Source organism: Microbacterium sp. MTN4-26 (assembly GCF_042846595.1).
Taxonomy (GTDB): Bacteria; Actinomycetota; Actinomycetes; order Actinomycetales; family Microbacteriaceae; genus Microbacterium; species Microbacterium luteum.
The window spans coordinates 50,621-62,384 of record NZ_BTGO01000015.1 but is presented as its reverse complement, the minus strand read 5'-3'; the positions used below and the strand labels follow the sequence as shown (position 1 = coordinate 62,384).

9 protein-coding genes are annotated in these 11,764 nt (G+C 68.6%); 6 read left to right on the top strand and 3 right to left on the bottom strand.

All coding sequences use genetic code 11. The annotated features are described in order from the left end of the window. Nucleotides 1-2 precede the first annotated feature (2 nt). Both ACGG9C_RS13140 and ACGG9C_RS13135 read right to left on the bottom strand, forming a co-directional pair. Nucleotides 3-251, bottom strand: a complete 249-nt coding sequence (locus ACGG9C_RS13140; protein ID WP_390178712.1) for a hypothetical protein — start codon at nt 249-251, stop codon at nt 3-5. A gap of 80 nt (nt 252-331) precedes the next feature. Continuing rightward, nucleotides 332-1,141 carry a ParA family protein gene (locus ACGG9C_RS13135; protein ID WP_071043691.1) on the bottom strand — a complete coding sequence of 270 codons (810 nt, stop codon included), beginning with the start codon at nt 1,139-1,141 and terminating at the stop codon, nt 332-334. A gap of 70 nt (nt 1,142-1,211) precedes the next feature. Here ACGG9C_RS13135 and ACGG9C_RS13130 point away from each other — a divergent pair, with 70 nt between their 5' ends. The 3 genes from ACGG9C_RS13130 to def are packed head-to-tail and all read left to right on the top strand — an operon-like array spanning nt 1,212 to nt 6,728. Next, entirely contained in the window at nt 1,212-4,619 is a 3,408-nt protein-coding gene (locus tag ACGG9C_RS13130) for a pyruvate carboxylase (protein ID WP_194383304.1), read from the top strand. Between the two features lie 44 nt (nt 4,620-4,663). Then, the gene (locus ACGG9C_RS13125; protein WP_194383303.1) at nt 4,664-6,235 is read left to right on the top strand and encodes a MinD/ParA family protein; all 1,572 of its coding nucleotides are present in this window, start codon (nt 4,664-4,666) and stop codon (nt 6,233-6,235) included. Between the two features lies 1 nt (nt 6,236). After that, a complete protein-coding gene (def, locus tag ACGG9C_RS13120) occupies nt 6,237-6,728 on the top strand; it encodes a peptide deformylase (protein WP_194383302.1) in 492 nt (163 codons plus the stop codon). A 46-nt stretch (nt 6,729-6,774) separates the two neighbouring features. Here def and ACGG9C_RS13115 read toward each other — a convergent pair whose 3' ends face one another. Next, the gene (locus ACGG9C_RS13115; protein WP_194383301.1) at nt 6,775-8,601 is read right to left on the bottom strand and encodes a long-chain fatty acid--CoA ligase; all 1,827 of its coding nucleotides are present in this window, start codon (nt 8,599-8,601) and stop codon (nt 6,775-6,777) included. A gap of 190 nt (nt 8,602-8,791) precedes the next feature. Here ACGG9C_RS13115 and ACGG9C_RS13110 point away from each other — a divergent pair, with 190 nt between their 5' ends. The 3 genes from ACGG9C_RS13110 to ACGG9C_RS13100 are packed head-to-tail and all read left to right on the top strand — an operon-like array spanning nt 8,792 to nt 11,763. Continuing rightward, nucleotides 8,792-9,727 (top strand): ROK family protein, encoded by a 936-nt coding sequence (locus tag ACGG9C_RS13110; protein WP_194383300.1) that lies wholly within the window; start codon nt 8,792-8,794, stop codon nt 9,725-9,727. 2 nt (nt 9,728-9,729) lie between these two features. Then, on the top strand, nt 9,730-10,416 hold the full coding sequence (locus ACGG9C_RS13105; protein WP_071043686.1) for a 1-acyl-sn-glycerol-3-phosphate acyltransferase: 687 nt from the start codon (nt 9,730-9,732) through the stop codon (nt 10,414-10,416). Nucleotides 10,417-10,425: 9 nt separating this feature from the next. Continuing rightward, entirely contained in the window at nt 10,426-11,763 is a 1,338-nt protein-coding gene (locus ACGG9C_RS13100; protein WP_194383299.1) for a class II 3-deoxy-7-phosphoheptulonate synthase, read from the top strand. Nucleotide 11,764 lies beyond the last annotated feature (1 nt).

Here is an 11,764-nt window from a genome sequence, read left to right as displayed (position 1 = left end):
GATCACCGTCCCGTCCCGACGATCCCCTCGAGAACATCGACGGCTTTACCCGTGCCGTCCTCGGCGAGCATGCGCTCGGCAGCGGCACCGACAGCGGTGCGATAGGTATCCAGGCCCGCCAGCGCGTGACGCGCGCGTCGGGTGGTCAGTCGTGACGCGCGGATCGGCGTGGGCCCGAGGTGGTCGGCCGCGAGGCGGGCACCCCAGAAGGGCTGGTCTGCGGCGGCCGCATCCAGCTCAGCCGAGAACATCCGTTCGCCGGCGGCTGTGGCGGCGTAGGTGAGACGGTAGAGCGGAGCGCTCTCATCGGCTGCGGATCAGATCCGGCGGCTCAGGAGGCGCCCTGCGCGGGGGCCGGGATGCGGCCGATCCGCATGACGCGATCCAGCAGCGCGTCGAAGTCGGCGGCGAGTTCCTGCGCGGAGTCGCCCGGCCAGATGTGCAGCGGCTTCGCGGCGCCCTGCGCCTGCTGGAGCGATGTGCGTTCGGGCAGCTGGGGAGAGAGGACCAGCGGTCCGAACATGTCGCGCAATTCCTTGATGCGGAACTGGTGCTCGATCGACTGGGGGCGCACGCGGTTGACGACGATGCCGAGCGGCTGCAGCCGCGGGGAGAGGCCGCGGCGGATCTCCTCGATCGCACGAAGTGCCCGGTCCGCGGCTGCGACCGAGAACAGGCCGGGCTCGGTGACGACCACGACGCGGTCGCTGGCCGCCCACGCGGTACGCGTCAGGGCGTTGAGCGACGGTGCACAGTCGATCAGCACGAGGTCGTACTCGGCCTCGATCGTCGCGAGTGCCTCCTCGAGCTTCCACACGTCTCGGACGCTCGGGTGCGGGCCGTCGAAGTTGATCGCCGACGGGCTGCCGATCATCACGTCGATCGTGCCGGGGTGCACCTTCGCCCAGCCGCTGGCGGTGATCGCCTGTTTGACGACCTTGTCCTTCGGATTGGCGAGGACGTCGGCCACGTTGAGGCGGCCCGCCACCTGGATGTCCATGCCCGTAGACACGTCGGACTGCGGGTCGAGGTCGACGACGAGGGTGCGAACGCCGCGGGCGAACGCAGCCGAGGCGAGCCCGAGGGTCACCGTCGTCTTTCCGACCCCGCCCTTGAGGGAACTGACGGAGAGTACGTGCACGAGGCACTACGTTACCGTCCCCTAGGCTGAGAGCACACTCGACCGATCCGCCATGCTCAGCGAGGTGCGCATGTTCCGAAAGATCCTGGTAGCCAATCGCGGTGAGATCGCCATCCGCGCTTTCCGTGCGGCGTTCGAACTCGGAGCGAGGACCGTCGCCGTCTTCCCGTATGAGGATCGCAACTCCCTGCATCGCCTGAAGGCCGACGAGGCCTATCAGATCGGAGAGCCCGGCCATCCCGTCCGTGCCTACCTCGACGTCGACGAGATCATCCGGGTCGCGAAGGAGTCGGGAGCCGACGCCATCTACCCGGGCTACGGGTTCCTGTCGGAGAATCCGGAGCTGGCGGAGAAGGCCGCGGCGAACGGCATCGTCTTCATCGGACCGCCGGCCCGGGTGCTCGAGATGGCCGGAAACAAGGTCACCGCGAAGGAGCACGCCATCGCCGCCAACGTGCCGGTGCTCCGCTCGACGCCCGCATCCGACGACGTCGACGTCCTGCTGGCGCAGGCCGACGACATCGGATTCCCGATCTTCGTGAAGGCGGTGGCCGGCGGAGGCGGCCGCGGCATGCGTCGCGTCGCGTCCCGGGAGGAACTCGCTCCCGCGATCGCCGAGGCGATGCGCGAGGCCGGCAGCGCATTCGGCGACGCTCGGGTCTTCCTCGAGCAGGCCGTCCAGCGCCCGCGCCATGTCGAGGTGCAGGTTCTCGCCGACAAGTCCGGACACACGGTCCATCTGTTCGAGCGCGACTGTTCGGTGCAGCGTCGTCATCAGAAGGTGATCGAGATCGCGCCCGCGCCGAATCTCGACCCCGAGGTGGCGGCAGCGCTGCACGCCTATGCGATCGCGTTCGCCAAGTCCATCGACTACGAGAACGCCGGGACGGTGGAGTTCCTCCTGGAGACGGCCGGTCCGCGCGCGGGGGAGGTCGTGTTCATCGAGATGAACCCTCGCATCCAGGTCGAGCACACCGTCACGGAAGAGGTCACCGACGTCGACCTCGTGCAGTCTCAGATGCGCATCGCCTCGGGCCAGTCGCTCGACGACCTCGGTCTCGCGCAGGATCGGATCCACCTTCGGGGTGCTGCGCTCCAGTGCCGCATCACCACCGAGGATCCGACGCAGGGATTCCGTCCCGACACCGGGAAGATCACGACCTACCGTTCCCCGGGAGGGGCGGGCATCCGACTGGATGGCGGCACGACCGCGGCCGGTGCTCAGATCAGCCCGCACTTCGACTCGATGCTGTCCAAGCTCACGTGTCGGGGGCGCGATTTCGGGGCCGCGGTCCTGCGCGCGCGTCGCGCTCTCGCCGAGTTCCGCATCCGCGGCGTCTCCACGAACATCCCCTTCCTGCAGGCGGTGCTCGACGATTCCTCCTTCATCGCCGGTGACATCAGCACGTCGTTCATCGACGAGCGCCCGGAGCTGCTGAAGGGGCGGGAATCGAAGGATCGCGGAACGAAGATCCTCAACTGGCTGGTCGACACCACGGTCAACAAGCCGCATGGCTCGAATCCGGTCACCGTGGAGCCGCGTCAGAAACTGCCCGGGATCGACCTGGGGTCTGCCGCCCCTGCCGGGTCGCGACAGCGACTGCAGGAGCTCGGCCCCGAGGGGTTCGCGCGAGCACTGCGCGCGCAGACCGCTCTCGGCGTGACGGACACGACCTTCCGCGACGCGCATCAGTCCCTGCTCGCCACGCGCGTGCGCACCAAGGATCTTCTGGGCGTCGCACCCTACGTCGCCCGCATGACGCCGCAGCTGCTGTCGGTGGAGGCGTGGGGCGGGGCCACCTACGACGTCGCCCTGCGCTTCCTCAGCGAGGACCCCTGGGAGCGCCTGGAGAAGCTGAGGGTGTCGCTGCCCAACGTCGCCATCCAGATGCTGCTGCGAGGTCGCAACACGGTCGGCTACACGCCGTACCCCACAGAGGTGACGGACGCATTCGTCCAGGAGGCGGCGACCGCGGGCATCGACGTCTTCCGCATCTTCGACGCCCTCAACGACGTCGCACAGATGCGCCCCGCGATCGACGCGGTGCTCGCGACCGGCACGGGAATCGCCGAGGTCGCCGTCTGCTACACCGGTGACCTGCTCAATCCGGCAGAGGATCTCTACACTCTCGACTACTACCTCGGGCTCGCCGATCAGATCGTCGAGGCGGGTGCCCACGTTCTGGCGATCAAGGACATGGCGGGGCTGCTCCGCCCCGCCGCCGCGGCGAAGCTCGTGTCGGCACTGCGTGAGCGCTTCGATCTCCCGGTGCACGTCCACACGCACGACACGGCGGGTGGGCAGCTCGCGACCCTGCTCGCCGCCAGCGCCGCCGGAGCCGACGCCGTCGACGCCGCCGCCGCTCCCATGTCGGGCACGACGAGCCAGCCGTCTCTGTCGGCCCTGGTGGCCGCGCTCGCCCACACCGAGCGAGACACGGGCTTGGAGCTCGACGCGGTGAACGACCTCGAACCCTACTGGGAGGCGGTCCGCAACCTCTACGCGCCGTTCGAATCAGGGCTGCCGGGACCGACGGGGCGCGTGTACCACCACGAGATCCCGGGCGGGCAGCTGTCGAACCTGCGCCAGCAGGCGATCGCGCTGGGACTGGCGGAGGACTTCGAGCTCATCGAAGACATGTACGCGGCCGCGAACGCGATCCTCGGGCGCGTCCCCAAGGTCACCCCGTCGTCGAAGGTCGTCGGCGACCTGGCACTGCACCTGGCCGCTGTCAAAGCCGATCCGGCCGACTTCGAAGCGCACCCCGAGAAATACGACGTGCCGGATTCCGTCGTCGGATTCATGGCGGGCGAGCTCGGAGATCTTCCGGGCGGCTGGCCGGAGCCGTTCCGCTCGAAGGTGCTGCACGGGCGCGAGGTGAAGACGGGGGTCACCCCCCTCACCGACACCGAGACGAAGGCGCTGGCGGGGTCGTCCGACGAACGACGTCGCGCGCTCAATGCGCTGCTCTTCCCGGCGCCGACCCGGGCGTTTGAGCAGTCCCGCGAGGTGTTCGGCGATCTCAGCGTGCTCGACACGGCCGACTACCTCTACGGCCTCGAACCGGGCGCCGAGCACGTCGTCGAGATCGACCGCGGCGTGAAGCTGTTCGTGGGCCTGGAAGCCATCGGCGAGGCCGATGACAAGGGCATGCGCACGGTCATGACCACCCTCAACGGACAGCTGCGCCCCGTCTTCGCACGGGACCGCAGCATCACCGTCGAGACGCATCAGGCCGAGAAGGCCGACACGTCGCGACCGGGCCAGGTCGCCGCGCCGTTCTCGGGTGTCGTCACGCTCAAGGCCGCCGTCGGCGATACGGTCTCAGCAGGTCAGCCGGTCGCGTCGATCGAGGCGATGAAGATGGAAGCGGCGATCACCGCGCCCGTCGACGGCGTGGTCGAGCGGCTCGCGGTCGCGGCGACGGCGCAGGTCGACGCGGGCGACCTTTTGGTCGTCATCCGGCCCGCGGGATAGCCTGGACGGCGCGCGATCGCGCGTGAGAACCCCAGGAGTACCCCGTGAGCCCCGATCAGCATGACCACTCGCCGGACGACGAGGCGGCCGAAAACGCCGTCCTCGACGATGGCGGGAACCTCGACACGCATGCCATCGGGCTGCTCGGCACGTCGACACAGCAGGTGTCGGTCTCGCTGCCGGTCGATCGCGACGACGATGACGAAGACGTCATCGATGATGAGCTTCCCGTGTCCGGTGAGGTTGCCGCGCCCGCCGGTACGGCGGCGTCGGAAGCCCTCGAGGAGGACGACGAGATCGTCGAGGGCCACCTCGAGACCGGAGAACAGCCGTCGGTGACCGTGGATGCCGACGTGCATATCGCCGAGATCGTCACCGACGCGGCGGACGACGTCGAGGACGGGCCGGCGCTCGTCGAGCCCGCACGCGATGACCTCCCCAGCCGCGACGAGAGCGGGCCTGAGGCGGGCGCCGCACCGCCGACGACCTCGGCCGCGACCGACCCGGCGCCGACGGTCCCCAGAACGGGATCGGTGCCGACGACGCGGCGTGAGGCGCAGCATCCGGGGGAGACGCGCGCCCTCGATCGCGGCGAAGGCGGCGACCGCGTCACGACGCGAGCAGACATCACCCTGTCGTCCAAGCGCCTCGGCGAGTTCGAGCCGGATCGCGAGACCGCGGACCTGCTCACCGCCGACCGGCTGCTCGACCGCACGCAGCTGTCGCGTCCCGAGCCCGAGGGATACTGGCAGCAGCTGATCTACGCGCTCTCGGGCCGGCGGATCAACCTCGGCGACAGCCGGAAGGCTCAGGCCCGGAAGGGGCTCGACCGCCGGATCGGGGCGCCGCTGCCCGGTGCCGCCCGTTTCGTCCCCGTCGTCTCACGCAAGGGCGGAGTGGGCAAGACCACCGTCACCGCGTTGCTGGGGATGGCGCTGGCCGACGCGCGCGACGACCGCGTCATCGCCGTCGATGCCAACCCCGATCGCGGCACGCTCGCCGACCGCATCGGCCGGACAGGCGGACGGACCGTCCGAGACCTCGCCCGCGTGCGCGGCGAGGTGTCGGGATACAGCGACATCTCGGCCATCGTCGCCCGAGACGAGACGCGCCTCGACGTCCTCGCGTCCGATTCGGACCCGCAGGTCTCGGAGGCGTTCAGCGGACGCGATTATCACGACGTCGCGAGTCTCGCCGCCCACTACTACTCGATCGTGCTGACCGACACCGGCACCGGCATCGTGCATTCGGTCATGGGAGCCACGCTCGAACTCGCCGACCAGCTCGTGCTCGTCGCGGGGCTGAGCGTCGACGAAGCGCGCCTCGCGTCCGAGACGCTCACCTGGCTCGAGACGAACGGCTATGCCGACCGCGTGCGGAACGCCGTCGTGGTGCTCAACAGCGGTCGCCCGGGCGCCCCGCTCGTGCAGCTGGACCAGCTCGACGCGCACTTCCGCACGCGCGTGCGGGCGGTGGTGCGCATGCCGTACGACGCCCACATCGCGACCGGATCCTCGATCGTGTTCCGCGATCTGAACGCCGCCACCCGGCACGCCGCACGCGAGCTCGCCGCGGTCGTGGTGGAGGGCCTGCGGACCGCGACGGCGGCTGCCTGACATGGCCGTGCGCGCGATCCGCGTCTTCGGCGATCCCGTGCTGCGCGCTCCGAGCGCGACGATCGAGGTCATCGACGACGGCGTCCGCTCCCTCGTACGGGATCTGCTGGACACCGTGGAGCTGCCAGGGCGCGCCGGTGTGGCGGCGCCCCAGATCGGCGTCGGTCTTCGCGCCTTCAGCTACAACATCGACGGGGACATCGGCTATCTCCTCAATCCGGAGATCGTGGAGGTGTCGGGAGAGCCGGAGTACATCGGCGAAGGATGTCTGTCGGTTCCCGGACTCTGGCACGACGCGCTCCGCTACCCGCATGCGGCAGCCCGCGGTATCGACCTCGATGGACGCGAGGTCGTCGTCGAGGGCGAAGGCCTCATGGCCCAGGCGCTGCAGCACGAGACCGACCATCTGGACGGAAAGCTCTACCTCAGTCGGCTGACCCCTGAATCCCGCAAGGTCGCGATGCGGCAGATCCGCGAATCGGAGTGGTTCTGACGATTCCGGTGCCGGCTGCCCCGAGGGCACCGGAATCGCCTTCGCGTCAGGTCAGCGAGACGTTGGTCGTGTTCACCGGCACGGCGTAGATCTCGTCGATCTCGGTGGCGAAGTCGCTCATGATCACGTTGCGCTTGATGCTCATCTTCGGAGTGAGATGACCTGACGCCTCGGTCCATTCGGTGGCGAGGATGGTGAACTTGCGAATCGACTCGGCGCGGGACACGAGGGTGTTGGCGTGGTCGATGGCCTTCTGCACCTCGGCACGCACCGCGTCGTTCTTCGCTGCGTCTTCGAGGGGCATGTCCGCGGGCAGGCCGTTGTTCGACAGCCAGGTCGGAAGCATCTCGGGATCGAGCGTGACCAGCGCGGAGATGAACGGCTTCTGATCGCCGACGACGACCACCTGGCCGATGATCGGATTGGCGCGGATCGGGTCCTCCAGAGCGGCCGGGGCGACGTTCTTGCCACCGGCGGTGACGATGATCTCCTTCTTGCGCCCCGTGATGGCCAGGCAGCCGTCGCTATCGAACGTGCCGATGTCGCCGGTGCGGAACCACTCGCCGTCGAATGCGGTGGCCGTGGCCTCCGGGTTGCGCCAGTACTCCTTGAACACGTTGACGCCCTTGACCTGGATCTCGCCATCGTCGGCCAGACGCACACCGACACCCGGGATGACCGGGCCGACGGTGCCGATTTTCATCTGCTGGGTCGTGTTGACCGTGGCCGGCGCCGTGGTCTCGGTGAGCCCGTAGCCCTCGAGGATCACGACCCCCAGGCTGTGGAAGAAGTGACCGAGCCGCGGACCCAGCGGGGCCGACCCCGACACCGCGTAGATGACCCTGCCGCCCATGGCGTCGCGGAGCTTGCTGTAGACGAGCTTGTCGAACAGACGGAACTTCAGGCGCAGGCCGAGCGGAATCTTGCGACCCTCCTGCTCGAGCTTCGAGTGCTCGATGGCTGTTTCCGCGGCGGCGTGGAAGATCTTGCCCTTTCCACCGGCTTCGGCCTTCTGCTCGGCCGAGTTGTAGACCTTCTCGAACACGCGAGGGACGGCCAGCAGATACGTCGGCTTGAAGGACCCGAGGGCGGGAAGCAGCTGCTTGGTGTCGGGCTGGTGCCCCGTCTTCACACCGGCGTGCACGTTGAGGATCGAGATGAAGCGCGCGAACACGTGAGCGGTCGTGATGAACAACAGGGTCGAGGCGCCGGGGGTGGTGAGCACATCGTTGAGCGCCACGAAGCAGTTGCGGGACAGCTCCACGAAGTTGCTGTGGGTGAGCACGCAGCCCTTGGGGCGGCCCGTCGACCCCGACGTGTAGATGAGGGTGGCGATGTCATCCCCGTTCGCGAGGTTCCGACGGCGCTCGATCTCGTCGTCTTCGACACCGGTGCCCTCGGAGACCATGCGGTCCAGGTCGCCGGCGTGCATCGCCCACACCGATCGGATGAGGGGGAGGTCGCCTCGGACCTCTTCGAGCCGCGCGGCGTGGTCCTCCGATTCCACGATGCACGCGACCGCTCCGGAGTCGGCGAGGTTCCAGGCGATCTGCGACGACGACGACGTCTCGTAGATCGGAACCATCACGGCGCCGGCGAAGAACAGCGCGAAGTCCACAAGCGTCCAGTCGTACGTGGTTCGCGCGATGAATCCGACCTTGTCGCCGGGTTCGATGCCGGCCGCGACGAGGCCCTTCGCGAGGGCGATGACCCGCTCATGGAACTGCGCGGCGGTGATGTCGCGCCAGCCGGAACCGTCCGGAACTGCGAAGAGAGCGCGGTTCGGCGTCTCTTTCACACGTTCGACGAGGAGGTCTGTGATGTTCGCGTCGGGATCGGCGGGAACGACGGCGGGGATAGTGAACTCGGTCACGGCAACTCCTTTGGTACCGGCTGCGGTTTCGGTGGTCGGGTGTGAATCGAGTCTAACTGAGCGGGGTCTTCCTCTCGCGGGATTCCGCGCGGATGAGCCCGCACAGGACGCGCACCTCGCCCGCGGGAGAGCGCCCGCCCTACTAGAGTGGTTGCGCCGTCGCGCCAGCGCTCGGCCGGAAGGGAAGACGTTGCTCAAGGTCGGCATCGACATCGGTGGCACGAAGATCGCAGGAGGCGTCGTCGACGCCGAAGGACGCATCGTCGAAAAGCTCCGCGTGGCCACACCCGTCGACACGGCCTCGCTCGCCGACGCCGTCGTCGACATGGCGCGACACTTCGGGCAGAGTCATGACGTCGCCGCCGTCGGCGTGGCCGCCGCGGGTTTCATCGACCGGAACCGCGAGCTCGTGCTGCACGCACCGAACATCGCCTGGCGCAATGAGCCGCTGAAGGCGACTCTCGCCTCGCGCATCGACGTGCCCGTGACGATCGAGAACGACGCCAACGCCGCAGGGTGGGGCGAGTTCCGCTTCGGTGCCGGTCGCGACGTCGAGAACATGACGATGCTGACGATGGGCACCGGCGTCGGGGGAGCGGTCGTCGTCGACGGTGCGCTCCTCATGGGCGGCCACGGCATCGCCGGTGAACTCGGACACATCCGCTTCATCCGGGATGGACGACCCTGCGGGTGCGGGCAGAAGGGCTGCCTCGAGCAGTATGCATCCGGTCGAGCGCTCCAGCGCGAAGCGGAGGAGATCGCCGACGACGACGCCGGCATAGGTGCGGGACTGGCGGCGCTGCGCCTCGAGACGGGTGCTCTGAAGGGACCGGCGATCTCGCGCCTCATCCTGGCGGGGGATCTTGGTGCGATCGAGGCGCTGCGGCGTGTCGCGACGGCACTCGGTGAGGCGTGCGGCGGGTTCCAGGCCGTTCTCGATCCGGAGCTGTTCGTGATCGGCGGAGGCGTCGCGCAGCTGGGCGAAGACCTGCTGGGACCGATGCGCGAGGCGTACCGCACGGCCGTCCCGGGTTACGGCGACCGTCCGGTGGCGGAGTTCGCCGTCGCGCAGCTGGGCAACGACGCGGGTCTCATCGGCGTCGCCGACCTGGCGGAGGTCGGCTGACGGTGTTCTACTGGCTGATGAAGTACGTGGTCATCGGGCCCGTCGTCAAGGCCGTCTTCCGGCCCTGGATCGTCGGCCGCCGCAACGTCCCCTCGCAGGGTGCGGCCATCCTCGCCAGCAACCACCTGTCCTTCGCCGACTCCATCTTCCTGCCGCTGATGATCGACCGCCCGGTGTCGTTCCTCGCCAAGAGCGACTACTTCACCGGCAGAGGGCTGCGCGGCTGGGCGACCCGGGTCTTCTTCAAGGCGACCGGTCAGCTTCCCATCGATCGTTCCGGCGGCAAGGCCTCCGAGGCATCGCTCAACACCGGACTGCAGGTGCTCGGTCGGGGCGACCTGCTCGGGATCTATCCGGAGGGGACGCGCAGCCCCGACGGGCGCCTCTACCGCGGCCGAACCGGCATCGCTCGGATGGCCCTGGAAGCGCACGTCCCCGTGGTGCCCGTCGTGATGGTCGACACCGACACCATGATGCCGATCGGTCGCCGGATCCCGCGGGTCGTCCGGGTGGGCGTCGTGATCGGCGAGCCGCTGGACTTCTCGCGTTTCGAAGGGATGGAGAGCGATCGCTACATCCTGCGCTCCATCACGGACGAGATCATGGTCGCCCTGCAGCGCCTGGGGGAGCAGCGTTACGACGATGTCTACGCTTCGACCGTGAAAGATCGCCTCGTCAAGCGCGGCTAGACTTGCCTGGTGCTCCAGCAGCTAGACTCCCTCGACCACTGGCGGACCCTACCGATCAAGCAGCAGCCGGCGTGGCCCGACGCCGCCGCCGTCGCTGCGGTCTCGGACGAGATCGCCGGACTTCCGCCGCTCGTCTTCGCCGGCGAGGTCGATCTGCTGCGCGAGCGACTCGCGGGGGCTGCCGCGGGCGAGGCGTTCCTGCTGCAGGGCGGCGACTGCGCGGAGACTTTCGCCGGGGCCACCGCCGAGCAGATCCGCAATCGCATCAAGACCGTGTTGCAGATGGCGGTCGTGCTCACCTACGGCGCCTCGATGCCCATCGTGAAGATGGGGCGCATGGCGGGGCAGTTCGCCAAACCGCGTTCGAAGGACACCGAGACGCGCGGTGACGTGACGCTGCCGGCGTACCGGGGCGACATCGTCAACGGGTACGACTTCACCGAGGCCTCTCGCACGGCCGATCCGGGGCGACTGCTGCGCGGTTACCACACCGCCGCATCGACGCTGAACCTCATCCGGGCGTTCACGCAGGGGGGATTCGCCGACCTTCGAGAGGTGCACAGCTGGAACAAGGGGTTCGCGCAGAACCCCGCCAACCAGCGCTACGAGCGCCTCGCGACCGAGATCGACCGCGCGATCAAGTTCATGGAGGCGGCGGGAGCCGACTTCGACGAGCTGCGCCGCGTGGAGTTCTACACCGGCCACGAGGGCCTCCTCATGGACTACGAGCGGCCGATGACCCGCATCGACTCTCGGACGGCGACGCCGTACAACACGTCGTCCCACTTCCTCTGGATCGGCGAACGCACCCGCGAGCTCGACGGCGCGCACGTCGACTACTTCTCGAAGATCCGCAACCCGATCGGCGTGAAGCTCGGCCCGTCGACCTCGCCAGACGTGGCGCTGGCGCTCATCGACAAGCTCGACCCCGAGCGCGAGCCGGGCCGCCTCACCTTCATCACGCGAATGGGCGCGGGAAAGATCCGCGACGCGCTTCCTCCGCTCCTCGAAGCGGTGAAGGATTCCGGTGCGCGGCCGCTGTGGGTCACCGACCCGATGCACGGCAACGGCATCACCACGCCGACCGGCTACAAGACGCGTCGTTTCGACGACGTCGTCGACGAGGTGCGGGGATTCTTCGAAGCGCACCGCGCCATCGGCACCCACCCGGGCGGCATCCACGTCGAGCTGACCGGCGATGACGTCACGGAATGCCTGGGTGGCTCGGAGATGATCGAGGAAGCCACCCTCGCCACGCGCTACGAGTCGCTGTGTGATCCGCGCCTGAACCACATGCAGTCGCTGGAGCTGGCCTTCCTCGTCGCCGAGGAGCTCGAGAAGCGCTGAC

What these genes read in the sequence shown, in the direction of transcription:
- ACGG9C_RS13130 (WP_194383304.1), top strand. Translation starts at nt 1,212, where the DNA reads ATGTTCCGAAAGATCCTGGTAGCCAATCGCGGTGAGATCGCCATCCGC.
- ACGG9C_RS13140 (WP_390178712.1), bottom strand. Translation starts at nt 251, where the DNA reads ATGTTCTCGGCTGAGCTGGATGCGGCCGCCGCAGACCAGCCCTTCTGG.
- def (WP_194383302.1), top strand. Translation starts at nt 6,237, where the DNA reads ATGGCCGTGCGCGCGATCCGCGTCTTCGGCGATCCCGTGCTGCGCGCT.